This window comes from Shewanella sp. 10N.286.52.C2 (assembly GCF_002874545.1).
GTDB lineage: Bacteria > Pseudomonadota > Gammaproteobacteria > Enterobacterales > Shewanellaceae > Shewanella.
In genome coordinates, this window is the sequence record NZ_MCTV01000049.1 from 1 (window position 1) to 15,927 (window position 15,927).

Below are 15,927 nucleotides of genomic sequence, written 5' to 3' on the forward strand. Positions count from 1 at the left end.
TTCATTACCGCGGTAAATTATTTTAAAATTTTTTTGGCTAGCTGGTTTGATTGGATTTTATTACTGCAATTTAGTTTTAAATCAGCAGTTTGAATTGGTGTTTAATCTCAGGTCATATTCAAGCTGAGATAAACTTGGCGCAAAAAAAATGGCAACCCAGTGGATTGCCAGAAGTATTTCTATGCGGGTCACTGTTAACGGTGCGCTAGCGTGTTAGCAATGTCCCAATTGGGAGTGATGATGAAAAAGAGTTACCAAATTCGAGTAGCGAAATAATTGGGGAGATTAAATCTATAAAAGCTCAGTATCGAAATAACCTTGATGAGGGGTTAGCCTATTACTGACTAGCTACATTACTAAGAGAGGCTAAGCTGCAAATGGTTCAATAAAATTTATTATTTTTTAAATATTTAGAATGATCGAAAGCTATACATTTTTATGTATCTGTTTTTATTGGGTTTTTGTGATAACCTTTATTGTTCTTTTATGGCGAACATCGTCAGGATTAAGGGGGGCTTTATAAACTTTGCTTTAACAAACCAGTCTCATCAAAAATTAGCGCCATAAAAAAAGGCAATCAAACGATTGCCTATTGATCCACTTTGAGATCAAAGGGACCGCGCTAGAAGTCCCAGGGAGATGATGAAAGTGAAAACACTGTCTATATACTATGAGCATCTCAAAGTGAAATAGTTCAAAAAAACATCAATTTTTTTATATTTTTTATCAATAATTTTTTTATGCAATTAAATCAGTAGATTAAAAATACATTAAGTGTCGATTTAATGCGGTAACTATTACTTTTTCAGTAGATACTCAATTTGTTCTACTAAATTTTCAGGTTTCATGGTCGGTGCATAACGCTTTAACACCTTGCCTTCTTTGTCTATTAAGAATTTAGTGAAGTTCCACTTAATTGACTCACTGCCCAGCAACCCTTTAGCTGAAGACTTAAGAAACTGATAGATAGGTGCGGCATTGGCGCCATTAACGTCCACCTTACTAAATAATGGAAAACTAACCCCGAAATTCAGTTCACAGAATTTGCTAATGGTAGCTTCGTCGCCTTTTTCTTGGGAGCCAAACTGGTTACATGGAAACCCTAATATCACTAAACCTTGCTCTTTATATAACTGATACAGGTGCTCAAGGGGTTTATATTGATGGGTGAAGCCGCATTCGCTAGCGGTGTTAACAACCAATACCACATGATCTTTAAATTGATCCATGGATACAGTGTTACCTTGAATGTCTACTGCGCTTTGCTGATAAAATGTTTGGCTCATGGTCAACTCCTAAAACGATAATAATACTTTTAAGTTTTATCATAACTGCAAATTGGATTGTGCACAATTTAAAATACGGATTTAATAAACGCATAAGCTGATCTGGGCTTGCCATCAACGAGAGCAGTTAATTTTACCGATTAAGTTATACTCAACCGCGACTTGATATATTAACTTACAGGTATTGCTAACTCTTATTTATTGTAACTTGGTTGTGGTTTAATTGTGTGTTAATCCATCTAGGCGCTCGTGTTAGGCCTTTTTATAAAGACTATTTAATTAGCTCAGTATAATCTTGGCCCATAAGCACTTAGGTTTGAGGTTATAAATGAATAAAAAAATGATGGCTGTTATTGCAGCGAGTGTGTTTTGCGTCAATGTTAATGCTACTGAGTTTTCTTTAGGGCTCAGTGAGCACGTGGTATCTGCTGACATTAAGACCAATATTAACCCTAATGTTAATCTTGAAGCCGGTTATGTGTATTCAGATAAAAAGGGTAATTTGGCGCAGTTTGCCATGCATATGACCCATCAAACTGGTCCGCATTCAATTGAAATTGGCCCTAAGTTATCCAGTGTTTGGTTTGATAATAGTCCTAATGGCAGTGTCATTGCCGTCGGTGGACACTATGGCTTTGCGCTAGGCAATAAAATATCGCTGCATGCTGATGCTTATTATGCGCCGTCAGTATTGTCTTTTTCGGATGTCGATGGTTACACCGAATTAGGTGGAAAAGTGCAGTATGACTTTAACCCTAATATGGCGGTTTTTTTCGGTTATAGAAATATGACCTTCCAGTATGATGGTCGTTCAGATCGTGCTTTTGAAGATGGTTTCTATATTGGTGGCACTTCACGCTTCTAATACTTATTAAGCGGCACCTGTGGAAACACTCTCCACCAAAAAAGCAAGTTGCGTGGCAACTTGCTTTTTATTATTTGTAATAGCAGCGTATTTGGCAGTGAGTTCATCTCAAAGTGAGTCGTGCTGCACTAATCATTTAGCCAAGAAGCCTATTTAGGTTTCCAGTTCAAAAAAGGTTTTGATGGTATCCATTTGGTTCATAGCGTCTTTATAACCGAGATCAATTAAGGCACTGGTGTAGGATTTTTCAAATAATAAGTATGACGCGATACTTGAGTCTGATTGACGATTAATGCCAATAAATTTCAATAATATTCTGATGGCGAGAGGTAAGTCTTGAAAGTAGCGCGCGGCAATAACACTTAAATCTTCACTGGGCTTAATGACTAAGGTGTCAATTTTACGCAAATTAACCAGCTTAGCATCGGCGGGTGGAATAAGGTCTAAGGTGCTGTTTATCCGCTCTAAGCGTTCTAAATCACTGTTTAAAGTGTCTGAGAAAATGGTATCCAGTAAATGACCTGCAATGGTTGCTGTTTTTGGGTGAGCATCTATATCACTGTGCCTTTGTTTATGAGGGCTATCTAGATTGATCACCATAATTTTTCTGGCTCCTAGATGTATCGGGCTGGATAACGGCGACAATTGGTGTACTGAGCCATCACCAAAATAGGCTTGTTTTAATTTTACCGATGGAAAAACCAATGGGATAGCTGAGGTCGCCATCAAATGATCTGTGGTTAATGTGGTGCGGGTACCTTGTCTTCTTGCCCGTTGCCAGTCGTTAATATGATGGCTAGCTTGATAGAAACTGTAGGAATATGAGTCATTGTAACTTGATGCATCTAAGCTAATGGCCTTTAAAGCGCCACTACCGATGTTGCGTTCAATACGCTGAAAATCGATTAATTGATTCAGTAGTTTTCGTAATGGCTGATTATCAAGCAGGCTGCCCGCTTCGGTATTGACCTTATCACTTTGTAGCCCTTTTAAGGCCATTTTTGATAAGTGTTTTAATACATTCCAAAACGATGAACTGTAGACTTTATGGGTTTCAAAGTGCCGCCAAACCCAATCAAGTTTGCGAACCCCTAAATGGAAACAAGAGGCATGGGTAGCTAATGACGTTGCGTTAATTGCACCTGCTGAGCTACCACTTAGAATATCAAACGGGATATGATGATTACGCGGATAAAGCTGAACTAGCGCTTTTAACACGCCAATCTGATACGCAGCCCGTGCGCCACCGCCACCTAATACCAGTGCAATTGAATCTGACAACTATGCTCTCCTCTGTTTGATAAGCTGATGATATCAGTATGTATAGCAATAACTGGTTATACCAATCAAAATAACATAATCGACAGTAGTTACATGTAAAATATGAAATGAAAACCAAAAAAAACGCACCTTAAAAGGTGCGTTTTTTACGGCATAGTTTTAAAGCGAATGATTAGCCATTAATTGCTGACTTGATAAAGTCGACAATCTGATCAAACGGGATATCTTGTTTTTCACCAGTGCGGCGGTTTTTATATTCAAACACGCCAGCATCGATATTACGATCGCCAATAACAATTACATGAGGCAAGCCAATTAGCTCCATGTCATTGAACATCACGCCTGGGCGCTCTTTACGGTCATCTAATAAGATTTCAATGCCTTGGGCACTTAAGTCTGCGTAAAGCTGCTCAGCCATGTCTTTTACGCGATGAGACTTATGCATATTCATCGGTAAAATCCCCACAGTGAACGGCGCCAGTGACTCAGGTAACTTCATACCGCGGTCATCATGGTTTTGCTCGATTGCAGCGGCAACGATACGGCTAACACCAGCGCCATAACAACCCATTTGCATCACTTTTGACTTACCGTTTTCATCAAGTACGGTTGCGCCCATTGCTTCTGAGTAGTTAGTACCAAGTTGGAAGATATGACCGACTTCAATACCACGTGCAAACGCATAAACACCTTTACCATCTGGGCTTGCTTCACCTTCAACCACGTTACGAATATCCATCGCTTGTGCCATTGGTAAATCGCGCTCCCAGTTGATGCCAAAGTAATGCTTACCTTCTTGGTTAGCACCAGCAGCAAAGTCGCTCACTAGCGCGACGTCACGGTCAATGATAATAGGCATTTCAAGGCCTACAGGGCCGATTGAACCTGGACCTGCACCTACAGCTGCAACCATTTCAGCATCAGTGGCAAACTCAAGTGGTGAGGCAACGAGCTCATGCTTCTCAGCTTTTAATTCGTTTAACTCATGATCGCCACGAATAACTAATGCTACCAATGGTGCATCTTCAGTTGCGCCCTTAACAATCAAGGTTTTAACTGTTTTAGTTATTTCAAGTTCAAACTGCTCGACTAATTCAGCAATGGTTTTGGCATTTGGCGTATCAACGACAGTTATTTCCTGTGTTGGTGCGGCTAATGTGCCAGTTGGTGCTGCAGTTTCTGCTTTTTCAATGTTTGCGGCATAATCACTTTCAGTTGAATAAGCGATCAAGTCTTCACCACTGTTAGCAAGAACATGGAACTCATGTGAGGTACTACCACCAATTGAACCCGTGTCAGCAATAACAGGACGGAAAGCAAGACCCATACGATTAAAGATGTTGCAGTATGCTTGATGCATGTCTGCATAAGTCTTATCCATGCACTCTTGGGTTAAATGGAAAGAATAGGCATCTTTCATCAAAAATTCACGTGCACGCATCACGCCAAAACGAGGACGGACTTCATCACGGAATTTTGTTTGTACTTGATATAATGTCAGTGGTAATTGCTTATAAGAGCTCACTTCTTTACGGACTAAATCAGTAATCACTTCTTCATGGGTTGGGCCTAAAACGAAGTCGCGGTTATGACGATCTTGGAAGCGGAGCAATTCAGGACCAAATTTTTCCCAACGTCCTGTTTCAACCCAAAGATCGGCCGGCTGTACTAGGGGCATCAAAATTTCAATAGAACCGACTTTGTTCATTTCTTCACGAACAATGGCTTCGACTTTACGTAATACACGTAAACCACTCGGTAACCATGAATAAAGGCCTGATGCATTACGACGGATAAAGCCGGCACGTAACATCAATTGATGGCTGATGACTTCTGCATTTGCAGGTGTTTCTTTTTGTGTTGAAAGCAGGTACTTGCTAACTCGCATTCCCAATGTCCACTTAGTAGCTATTAATGTGCGACATTTTATCACCTGTAACGATGAAGTCACCAGATAATTAAGCGATACCTGACAAAGATAGCCATAGGGCTATGGCAAAATGATATGGGCGATAAATTAAAGCAACTATTTATCGCGTCGGTCGCCAATGATTTTGGCAGGGTTACCGGCAACAATCGCAAATTCGGGAACATCTTTGGTCACAATACTACCCATGCCAACAATGGCTTGGTTGCCAATAGTAACCCCATCAACAATGCCAGCTTGGGCGCCAATCCATACATCACGGCCAATGACAATACCCTTTGATTGACTGGGTTGTTGATAGATATCTTGCTCTGCTGACATGCCATGGTTAAAAGCATAAATCGTGACGTTATTGGCGATACGGGTTTTATCACCAATGGTGATGCCGCAGCGACCGCCATCAAAAGAGCAGCCATGATTAATGGCCACTTCATTGCCTAGGGTTATCGGCCCATGTAAAAACACCTCGGCGGCAATCATGCATTGATTTCCCATAGTTATATTGCGCCCAGGCTCTGCAAACACATTGGCTTCGGGGGCGATAAAACACTGCTGACCAAACTTAATGGTTTCAAGCTGCTCAAATTGTTGCTGAACTTCATCTTGCCAGGGTTTAGCCCAGGTAAATTGTTTGTCTTTTAAGGAAAAATACAACCACGGCATCCAAGATAAACGTTTTTTATGCTGAGTTTGATAATCAGGACTTTTGTTTGTATCAAGGGTGCTGTTCAAATCAGACTTCATATTAGTTTTGACCAACGCTGGTGGGTTTAATTTCAATAACATTAATCTGCTGCTCAGTGACGGTCCAAAAAATATCAATATCATATAAGGCCACTTGATATAATTTTGGATCTGCTTTGGCTTTTTTATAAGCAGGTCGAGGGTCTTGAGCTAACACGTCAGTAATAAGTTGAATTAAATCACTGTTATTGAGCTTAGATGAGTGGGCGTCAATTTGCGCTTTTGCCAAGCTTGAAAATTGTACATCAATTAATTTTGGCGCATCTTGAGCGATGCCACCTGTCGCACTTTCTATTGAGTCAGAAAATGGAATATAAGGTTTTATATCAATAATGGGGGTACCATCTAATAAATCCATGCCGGATATTTCAAGACAAACTTTGCCATTTTTCTGAATAACCTTATGCAATTTAACCACTGACTGGCCAATACCATTAGGTCTGAATGTAGAGCGGGTGGCAAATACGCCTAACTTTTCATTGCCACCTAATCTTGGTGGTCTGACGGTATTTTTCCAACCTTGCTGTAGGTTTTCATGAAAACAAAAAAGCAGCCATAAGTGTGAATATTGTTCAATACCTCTAACCGCATCAAGGTTATTGACTTGAGGGGCTAATTCAATAACACCTTTAATATTTACCAACCCTGGTTGTCTTGGGATACCAAACTTTTGTTTGTAAGGGGTACGACAATACCCGACGGCCTCTATTTGAGAGCTAAAGTTTTGCGCGTTAGGATCTGTTTTCATGTCTAAGAAACCGTCAAGTGTTGTTACTAATAAATTAAGAGGGGGCATAATCAAGCATTGAACCGAATAAATGTTCAATGCTTTGTTAATTTAATACTAAAGAGCCATTAGCCAATGTAAGGTTTTAAGCAAAGCGGGTGTTAATGTCTTTAAAATGCTTCGGATAACAGCATAAATAAAATGACTTAGACACCTAGCCTGATGGTTTAATTTCTTTGACCATTAGCCATTAATAGTCGGTTGCTCTAATACTAAATTATTAACAAGTATCTACTGCTCAGTAGCGGTTTTAATTGCTTGGCCGACACAAATTGCTTGGCTGTAGCAGCTGTCGACCTGTTGTTCTGTTAATAGGCATTTTTTGATCATTAGCCCATTGGCACCTAGCTCGACCGCCTGTTTTCGTGCATCGGTTCTCGCATCTGCAATGCTTGCAGGAACCCCATCAGCAGTTTGTTGGCATGATTCACCTTCAACTAGGCCTAACACCTCAAATGACCCTTTAGGGCGTTGGTTCTCTTTATATAGAACCACATTTCCAGGTTTGAAATAGTCATCAATTGCCTTAGTGTCTAGGTTACTATTAAAAGTGTATTCACTAGCACAACCAGATAATAATATTGCTGAGCTTATAGCTAAAGAAAAAACAGGACGAGAAACGTTCATAGTAAAGCCTAATTCAAAAGAGGTGAATGTAGTATAGTTTACAATGCTTGCTAGCAGGTGGGAATAGAATACAGATAAGAAAAAAGCTTACCAAAGTAAGCTTTTTCTATATGAAGGATGTCAAAACAGCAAGTGTTATTCCATACCAGGAATTAAGAAGTCTTCCATTGTTTTGCCATTATCAACTTGGTTTTTGAACACAGTTGGCATACGGCCTTGACCCGTCCACTGGATTAATTCGCCATCAACTTCAATTTGGTATTTAGCAGGGCGCGGCGCACGTTTTTTTGGTGCAGGCTTAATTGATACTTCACCTAAGTCTTCAATTGATAAACCACTGTTTTCAATTTGCGCTAGAATTTCAGCAATGCGTGCATTTCTTTCTGCATTGGCTTCTTGTTCTGCTTTTTCGTCTTCTTCTCTTTCTGTAATGATTTTTTCAAGCTTTACTGAAAGCTCACGTAAATCTTCTACAGACAACTCTTTAACTGCAGCTTTAAAACGACGACCATGGGTTAGTATTTCTAAAAAGTCACTCATATCAATGTGCATCCTAATGGTTATTAAATAATAAGTTTTCAAGTAATGCTTTAGAGATTAAAGAATACCTATCAAAATCGCTACATTGCTTAATTATTTAGCATTGGAGTGTCAAATTTAATTGACCATTAAGCATGTCAATAAAGCACAATATTTAATAGTAAAAAAATAAGTTTACTTGAATAGTCATTAATAATAGAAACTAAATCTGAATGGATCAAATAAAATCATCAATAAGTAGATAAAAATTAATTAATCTACCTTTTAGGTACCTTATTTAATATAAATTGTGCAGATGTCAGTTCTTTTAAGCGCACATTGAGCCAAAAAAAATATAAACAAGTGTTTGACTTAGGTTGACGTTAACGTTAACAGGCCGTAAAGTTGAGCCATATTACATTGGTTAAAACCAATGTGCCGTCCACATACATTGAAGGTGTAAAAGGAAATCCCATGAAAGTATTGGTGCCTGTAAAGCGCGTAGTCGATGCAAATGTGAAGGTCAGAGTAAACGCTGACAACACAAATGTTGATACTGCTAATTTGAAAATGGCGTTAAACCCATTCTGTGAAATTGCAGTTGAAGAAGCTGTAAGATTGAAAGAAGCAGGAAGTGTTACGGAAATTGTTGTGGTCACTATTGGAGCTAAAAATGCTCAAGAACAATTACGTACCTCGATGGCGCTTGGTGCCGACCGTGCTATTCATGTCCTGACTGATGACGAGTTAGTGCCGTTATCGATTGCTAAAATTTTAAAAGCGGTTCAAGAAAAAGAACAAGCAGAATTAGTGATATTTGGTAAGCAATCTATTGATGGCGACAATAACCAAACCGGTCAAATGCTAGCTGCATTAACGAATATGCCTCAAGCAACGTTTGCATCAGAGCTAACATTAACGGCAGACAGTGCAGAAGTAACCCGTGAGATTGACGGCGGCTTACAAACAATAAAAATGCCATTACCAGCGGTGGTTACGGTTGATTTACGTTTAAATGAACCTCGTTACGCATCATTACCTAATATTATGAAAGCTAAGCGTAAGCCATTAGAGACACTTTCAATTGATGATTTAGGCGTAAGCTTAAAAGCACATCAAACCATTATAAAAGTCACCCCTCCAGCTGAGCGTAAAGCTGGCATCATGGTGAATTCAGTGGCTGAATTAGTTGAAAAGTTAAAAAATGAAGCGAAGGTGATCTAATTATGACTATTTTAGTATTAGCTGAACATGATAACGCAAGCTTAAAATTAGATACCGCTAAAGCAGTAAGCGCAGCGGTTGCCATTGGTGGTGATGTGCATGTGTTAGTTGCTGGTAGTGATTGCGCTGCAGCAGTTACCGCAGCGCAAGCATTAACAGGCGTAAGCAAGGTATTAGTTGCTGATAATGCTGTGTATCAAGCGCAACTAGCAGAAAACCTTTCACAGTTAGTGGTTAACCTTGCAGGTGATTACGAACATATTATTTCTGCGGCTAGCAGTGTCGGTAAAGATACCCTGCCACGAGTCGCGGCGTTATTAGATGTGGCGCAAATTTCTGAAGTGATTGAAGTTGTAAGCCCAGATACCTTCGTGCGTCCTGTTTATGCCGGCTCGGCATTAGCGACAGTGCAAAGTTTAGATGCGGTTAAAGTGCTAACAGTACGAACCAGTGCTTTTGATGCCGCAACCAATGACGGCAGTGCAGAAGCGGTTATGGTTGATTTTGTTGCCACAGCAGCGGCAGAATTTGTTTCGCAAACATTAACTGAATCAGAGCGTCCTGAGCTTGGCAGTGCTGGGGTGATTGTTTCCGGCGGCCGCGGTATGGGCAGTGGTGAGAACTTTGCTATTTTAGAAGCGCTTGCTGATAAATTAACTGCTGCTGTTGGTGCTTCGCGCGCAGCTGTTGATGCTGGCTTTGTACCGAATGATTTACAAGTAGGTCAAACTGGTAAAATTGTCGCACCTGATCTGTATATTGCTGTAGGTATCTCAGGGGCTATTCAGCATCTTGCTGGTATGAAAGACTCTAAAGTCATTGTGGCAATCAACAAAGATCCTGAAGCGCCGATTTTCCAGGTTGCAGATTATGGTCTGGAAGCTGATTTGTTTGAAGCGATCCCTGAGCTAACTAATTTGCTATAGTCCTTAATTAGAGCCCTAAATAAGAGTCCTAAATAATGCTCTTTATAATAGGATTATGGCTTACGCTAGTTTTTTAGTGAGTTAATATCCACTAATAAAAAACGGCACTAAAAGGCTTTTACCGAGAGGTAAAAGCCTTTTTTAATGTTCCGTAGATAGTTGCTGCCAATTTATACTAATGCGTTGTTATTTGCGGTGCTGTTCTATCAGTGAGCAAAAATTACCACTGCGTTAAATATGAACCCTTGCTAATAAAAGGTTACACTGGTGCTGCGTCAATGTGCGCGGTTTTAGTTGTGATGTTATATATTACAAGATAATCAAGTTTTATCTGGCAATGATGCTACTGCTTATGTTTGTATGATGGGGTGTTGATATACAGAGCCTTTCTGTTGTTAGCATAAGTAGAGGTGCATTAAGTATCAGTACGGGTGAGTTGGGTGATGCCAATAACTTATTCGGAAAGGATTTAGTGCCGAAGTAAATGGATTCTATCAAAACCATTTATTGGGGCAGTTACCGAAAGGGACTGCACTGTCATGGTAATTTCTATCCGAAAGGGTAGAAGAATATATATCGACAACGATATTGATATTACTGTGGAGTGCTACTGAAAAGAATTTCGTTTACGTATTCAACGTAAACTTGCCTTATCAGTTATTCTCCATTCGTACTCAACGAAGAAATTATAAGAAATGATGATAACAAGTTACGCCGATTCGGCTCTCTCGCTTTTGCCACCAGTAGTGGCTATTTTGCTCGCAGTATTAACTCGCCGAGTCTTACTTTCATTGGGCTTAGGTATTATCACCGGGGTGTTTTTACTCGGTGATTTTTCAGTTAGCGCTGCAGCCTCAAATTTACTGACTACCGTCACGGGTCTAGTTTGGGATGATGGCGCGCTCAATTCATGGAACCTACAAATTTTAGGTTTCTTGGTGATTTTGGGCATGATCACGGCATTAATCACGGTAAGTGGTTCAGCTCGCGCCTTTGCTGATTGGGCTCATCAACGTATTCGCAATAAACGTGATGCCAAGTTGATGACTATCTTCCTTGGTGTTGTAGTGTTTATTGATGACTACTTTAACAGTATTGTGGTGGGATCTATTGCACGTCCAATCACCGACCGTTACCACATTTCACGGGCTAAATTAGCCTACTTATTGGATTCAACAGCGGCACCAATTTGTGTTATCTCGCCTGTTTCAAGCTGGGGGGCGTACATTATCGCCCTGATCGGCGGGATTTTAACGGCTCATGGCTTTGCTGATACAGGGCATTTAAGTGTGTTCCTGCAAATGATCCCAATGAACTTTTATGCCATTTTTGCATTATTATTATTGGTGTGTGTGGCGTTATTTGGTTTAGATATTGGCCCAATGCGTAAGCATGAACAAAATGCCCAAAAGGGTGAGTTGTTCGACGAATCTAAAGGCTTACCACCAGGAGCCACAGCCGATTTACCAGAAGCGGAAACCGGTAAAATCATTGGCTTATTCTTACCTATATTAGTGTTAGTTGCGGCAACCTTCTATTTCATGGTGGCGTCAGGCGCTGATGCATTATCAGCTAATGATTTACCTTTTAGCATTTTAGGAGCATTTGAAAATACTGAAGTGAGCTCGTCACTATTTTACGGTTCACTGGTGGGGTTAGCGGTCACCTTAGTATTAACTGTGAAGCAAAAAATTGCTCTGCCTATGGTGTTCACTGGCATCAAACTTGGCGCTAAATCAATGCTACCTGCCATTTATATTTTGTTATTTGCTTGGACGATTTCAACGGTTATTGGCAACCTTGAAACCGGTAAATACATGGCCAGTTTAGCCACAGGCAATATTCCATTTGCGATGCTACCTGCAGTATTATTTTTATTAGCAGGCCTAACCGCATTTGCAACCGGCACCAGCTGGGGTACCTTCGGTATCATGTTGCCAATTGCAGCTGATATGGCGATGGGCAGTGATAGCACTATGATGTTACCTATGCTTGCAGCCGTGTTATCTGGTGCAGTATTTGGCGATCATTGTTCACCGATTTCAGATACCACTATCTTGTCGTCAACGGGGGCGAGTTGTCACCATATCGATCACGTAATGACGCAATTACCTTATGCGTTAATCGTGGCGGTCATTAGTATTATTGGCTACGGTGTATTAGGTTTTACCGCGTCAGTGGCCATGGGCTTGGTCACCTGTAGTGTGCTATTTGTATTAAGCGTTATTGGACTGAAGTTGATCACTAAATAGCGTAAGCTAACTCGGTTTGATTTAAGCTTATCGCGAACTTTAGATATAGCTAACTTGTATGAAAATGCCGCTCAGATGAGCGGCATTTTTTATGTTTTAAAATCAAGGCTGCATAATAAAGTGGTATATATAAGCTAAATATCTAAGTCGAATCACTAGAGTGAACCTCAAAGGTTTAAGCTCACATGTTTTGTTTATGCAGCAGTTATTGTTAGCGAAGAGAAGCAGCGATTAGCACTGTGAGTGAATGACTGTTTCTGCCAATGGTGAGTGCAAGGGTTAGCAATTATAGGGATTAACAGGTACTGCTAATCAGCGTACTCGGATCTAGGTGAAAATTGAGATAAAAAAATGCCGCTCAAATGAGCGGCATTTTTAGGATTTAAGTTTAAGTGCTAAATAAAATTAGCTTTAACCAAACTTAAATGATGTTAAGCCACAAGGTTCTAATAGCGTTAGTTTAAACCACGACGCTCAAGTAATGCATCAGTCGTCGGCTCTTGACCTCTGAAGGCTTTATACGCATCCATTGGTGGTACTGAGTTACCCACTTCACGAATGGTTTTGCGATACTTCATCCCAATTTCACGGTTTAGACCGCCTTGAGTTTGTACGTAAGCAAAGGCATCAGCTGCAAGGATTTCACTCCACATGTAAGCGTAATAACTTGCAGAGTAGCCGCCCGGGAAAGCGTGAGCAAAATAGCTTGAGCGGTAACGAGGTGGTACCGCTTTAATGTCAACACCGTGTTTTTTCAGGGCGCTTGCTTCAAAGCTCGCCACATCTTGTAATGGCACATCAGCAGCAAGTGAATGCCACTCTAAATCAACTAGTGCTGCCGCCATATACTCTAAGGTGTCAAACCCTTGATTAAAGCTGCGAGACTCAAGTAATTTTTCTAGTAGTGCCTCAGGAATGACTTCGCCTGTTTCATAGTGCTTAGCATAGTTAGCCAGCACTTTAGGGTGCGCTGCCCAGTCTTCTTCAAATGTCGATGGGAACTCTACAAAGTCACGTGATACTGAGGTGCCCGCAAGTGATGGGTAAGTAACTTTTGAGAACATACCGTGGGTACCATGGCCCATTTCATGGAACATGGTGGTGACTTCACTGTAGCTCACAAATGTTGGCTGACCTTCAGGGGCTTTCTTAATGTTCATCACATTAACTACCACAGGCTTGTTGTTTAATAACTCAGACTGACCCACAAACGAGTTCATCCAAGCGCCGCCACGTTTACCTTCACGAGAAAAGTAATCAGCATAAAAGATAGCCATACTGCTGCCATCTTCATCAAACATTTCATACGCTTTTACATCAGGGTGATAAACAGGCAGATCAGGTCTTGGTGTTAAGGTCACGCCATACAATTCTTTAAGAGTGAAAAACACGCCATCTTCCAGTACACGATTAAATTCAAAATAAGGCTTAATTGATGCCTCATCTAAATCAAATTTTTCTTTACGTACACGCTCGGCATAATAAGCCCAATCCCATGGTTCAAGGGTAAAGTCGCCGCCCATTTTGGTGATCATTGCTTGTATGTCTGCGGCTTCTTTTTGGGTGTTTTCAACTACAGCAGGCACCATTGAGCCAAACATCTTATAAACCGCATCTGGGGTTTTGGCCATTTGTGGCGCTAAGCGGTAATCTGCCCAACTGTCATAACCCAGTAATTGGGCTTTTTCGGCACGTAGTTGCGCTAAACGAGCCACTAAAGAAGCGGTTTCATTGTCACCCGTTAAACCGCGGTTAGCAGATGCTTGCCATACTTGTTGACGTAACTGACGGTTGTCTAGTTGGGCTAATACAGGCTGACGAGTGGTGTTGGTAATGCTAAGTAAGTATTTACCTTCATGGCCTGCTGCACTGGCATCAATGGCTGCTGATTTAATGGCGGTTGCTGATAAACCCGCAAGCTCTGACTCATCCTCAACGACTACGGCGATTTCTTTACTTAAGCGCATTAGTCGCTGTGAGAATTCGTTAGTCAAGGTTGACTGCTCTTCATTCAATACACGAATTTGCTGTTTTTGCGCTTCTGTTAGTTTAGCGCCCGCTAGAACAAAACGTTGATGATAAACTTCAATTAAGCGTTTTGCTTCAGGGCTAATTTCTAAGCCTTCACGGCTGTTATAAATCTGTTCAATGCGGCTAAAAAGTGCAGCATTTAAATTAATGTTGTCAGAATGGGCTGCCATTTTAGGCGCCATAATGCCCTGTATTTTACGTAGCTCAGGGTTACTTGTTGAACCGGTTAAATTATAAAAAACCTTCGATGTACGGCCTAATAGTTCACCGCTTTTTTCCATGGCAACAATGGTATTTTCAAAGGTTGCAGGCGCTGGATTGTTAGCAATAACCAAGATTTGCTGGTAATGCTCATTGATACCTTGCTCAAGCGCAGGTAAGAAGTGCTCATTTTTTATGTCAGCAAAATTAGGGGTTTGATATTGCAAGCTGCTTGGAGCAAAAAAAGGATTATCTGCTTGTATCATAGTGACGTTTTCAGCTTGGGTTGTATCAGTATTTGAGATTGAGCATCCACCTACGACGATTGTGGCAGCAATAGCTGCAGCAACAAGTGTTTTATGCATAGTGTTTAGACTTCCTATTATATTTTATTGTTCAAACAATCTATCAATTGTTTCTTAATCGTATCTGAAGTAATACAAAAAGCGTGAACTATGATGGCTTTTTTAACGTTAACTGTTTAATAAATGTGACATGTTAACTGGATTTAACATGTAATTACTGCTGCGAGAGGTGATTAGCTCAAAAGCGCAGCTGCACAGAGATGATTTTTTGTGATGCCGACATGAGTTTATCTATTCTAACGCTTATTTCGCTGCTGAAAAAATGATAAACTGCCACGGTAAATAACCATAAGGACACACCGTTTTGGCGCAACTCTACTTCTACTATTCTGCAATGAATGCAGGTAAATCAACTTCGCTACTGCAATCATCGTACAACTACCGTGAACGTGGAATGAATACCTTAGTCATGACAGCGTCAATTGATGATCGTTATGGTATTGGCAAAGTGGCTTCTCGTATTGGTATTGAAACCGAAGCCCATGTTTTTAGTGATGGTGATAACCTTGCTTATTTTATTGAAAAGCAACTTGCTGAACAAAAGCTGCACTGCATATTAATTGATGAGTCGCAATTTTTAAGTAAAGAGCAAGTTAAGCAGTTAACCCATGTGGTTGATAATTTTGATATTCCAGTGCTGTGCTATGGTTTAAAAACCGACTTTCAAGGTGAATTGTTTACCGGAAGCCAATACTTATTAGCCTGGGCTGATAAATTGGTAGAACTTAAAACTATTTGCCATTGTGGCCGTAAAGCCAACATGGTGTTAAGACTGGATGGCAACGGTAAGCCTATGCGTGATGGTGAGCAAGTTGCCATTGGCGGTAACGAAAGTTACGAGTCGGTGTGCCGTAAGCATTTTAGAGAATTTCTTTGGGACTAGTTCGTTGCA

At 40.6% G+C, this 15,927-nt stretch carries 13 protein-coding genes and 1 riboswitch; of the genes, 5 read left to right on the forward strand and 8 right to left on the reverse strand.

Going from position 1 to position 15,927, the window contains the following annotated elements; translation table 11 throughout:
• Window positions 1-797: 797 nt before the first annotated feature.
• Entirely contained in the window at window positions 798-1,286 is a 489-nt protein-coding gene (locus tag BCU94_RS16455; protein WP_102440660.1) for a glutathione peroxidase, read from the reverse strand.
• Between the two features lie 328 nt (window positions 1,287-1,614).
• Between BCU94_RS16455 and BCU94_RS16460 the strand changes: the two genes are divergently transcribed.
• Window positions 1,615-2,151: a YfaZ family outer membrane protein gene (locus tag BCU94_RS16460; protein WP_102440659.1), complete on the forward strand. Its 537-nt coding sequence runs from the start codon at window positions 1,615-1,617 to the stop codon at window positions 2,149-2,151.
• Between the two features lie 153 nt (window positions 2,152-2,304).
• On the opposite strand, the gene BCU94_RS16465 is transcribed toward BCU94_RS16460, so the two are convergent.
• The 6 genes from BCU94_RS16465 to BCU94_RS16490 form a co-directional block, all read right to left on the reverse strand.
• Window positions 2,305-3,432: a patatin-like phospholipase family protein gene (locus tag BCU94_RS16465; protein ID WP_102440658.1), complete on the reverse strand. Its 1,128-nt coding sequence runs from the start codon at window positions 3,430-3,432 to the stop codon at window positions 2,305-2,307.
• A gap of 172 nt (window positions 3,433-3,604) precedes the next feature.
• On the reverse strand, window positions 3,605-5,320 hold the full coding sequence (locus BCU94_RS16470; RefSeq protein WP_102476996.1) for a proline--tRNA ligase: 1,716 nt from the start codon (window positions 5,318-5,320) through the stop codon (window positions 3,605-3,607).
• Window positions 5,321-5,458: 138 nt separating this feature from the next.
• Window positions 5,459-6,103 (reverse strand): acyltransferase, encoded by a 645-nt coding sequence (locus BCU94_RS16475; RefSeq protein WP_102440662.1) that lies wholly within the window; start codon window positions 6,101-6,103, stop codon window positions 5,459-5,461.
• Window position 6,104: 1 nt separating this feature from the next.
• Window positions 6,105-6,851, reverse strand: coding sequence for a tRNA (N6-threonylcarbamoyladenosine(37)-N6)-methyltransferase TrmO (tsaA, locus tag BCU94_RS16480; RefSeq protein WP_102477014.1), 747 nt, complete (start codon window positions 6,849-6,851; stop codon window positions 6,105-6,107).
• A 270-nt stretch (window positions 6,852-7,121) separates the two neighbouring features.
• Window positions 7,122-7,517: an Rcs stress response system protein RcsF gene (gene rcsF / locus BCU94_RS16485; protein WP_102440656.1), complete on the reverse strand. Its 396-nt coding sequence runs from the start codon at window positions 7,515-7,517 to the stop codon at window positions 7,122-7,124.
• Between the two features lie 135 nt (window positions 7,518-7,652).
• Window positions 7,653-8,057, reverse strand: coding sequence for an H-NS family nucleoid-associated regulatory protein (locus tag BCU94_RS16490; RefSeq protein ID WP_076540367.1), 405 nt, complete (start codon window positions 8,055-8,057; stop codon window positions 7,653-7,655).
• 453 nt (window positions 8,058-8,510) lie between these two features.
• Here BCU94_RS16490 and BCU94_RS16495 point away from each other — a divergent pair, with 453 nt between their 5' ends.
• The 3 genes from BCU94_RS16495 to BCU94_RS16505 all read left to right on the forward strand — a co-directional run bounded on the left by BCU94_RS16495 (window position 8,511) and on the right by BCU94_RS16505 (window position 12,438).
• Window positions 8,511-9,260, forward strand: coding sequence for an electron transfer flavoprotein subunit beta/FixA family protein (locus BCU94_RS16495; protein WP_102440655.1), 750 nt, complete (start codon window positions 8,511-8,513; stop codon window positions 9,258-9,260).
• A 2-nt stretch (window positions 9,261-9,262) separates the two neighbouring features.
• Window positions 9,263-10,186, forward strand: a complete 924-nt coding sequence (locus BCU94_RS16500) for an FAD-binding protein (protein WP_102476997.1) — start codon at window positions 9,263-9,265, stop codon at window positions 10,184-10,186.
• A gap of 397 nt (window positions 10,187-10,583) precedes the next feature.
• A riboswitch (Lysine riboswitch) is annotated at window positions 10,584-10,804 on the forward strand.
• A 77-nt stretch (window positions 10,805-10,881) separates the two neighbouring features.
• The gene (locus tag BCU94_RS16505) at window positions 10,882-12,438 is read left to right on the forward strand and encodes a Na+/H+ antiporter NhaC family protein (protein ID WP_102476998.1); all 1,557 of its coding nucleotides are present in this window, start codon (window positions 10,882-10,884) and stop codon (window positions 12,436-12,438) included.
• A 455-nt stretch (window positions 12,439-12,893) separates the two neighbouring features.
• Here BCU94_RS16505 and BCU94_RS16510 read toward each other — a convergent pair whose 3' ends face one another.
• On the reverse strand, window positions 12,894-15,035 hold the full coding sequence (locus BCU94_RS16510; RefSeq protein WP_102476999.1) for a M3 family metallopeptidase: 2,142 nt from the start codon (window positions 15,033-15,035) through the stop codon (window positions 12,894-12,896).
• Between the two features lie 304 nt (window positions 15,036-15,339).
• On the opposite strand from BCU94_RS16510, the gene BCU94_RS16515 reads away from it, so the two are divergent.
• Window positions 15,340-15,918, forward strand: coding sequence for a thymidine kinase (locus BCU94_RS16515; RefSeq protein ID WP_076540377.1), 579 nt, complete (start codon window positions 15,340-15,342; stop codon window positions 15,916-15,918).
• Window positions 15,919-15,927 lie beyond the last annotated feature (9 nt).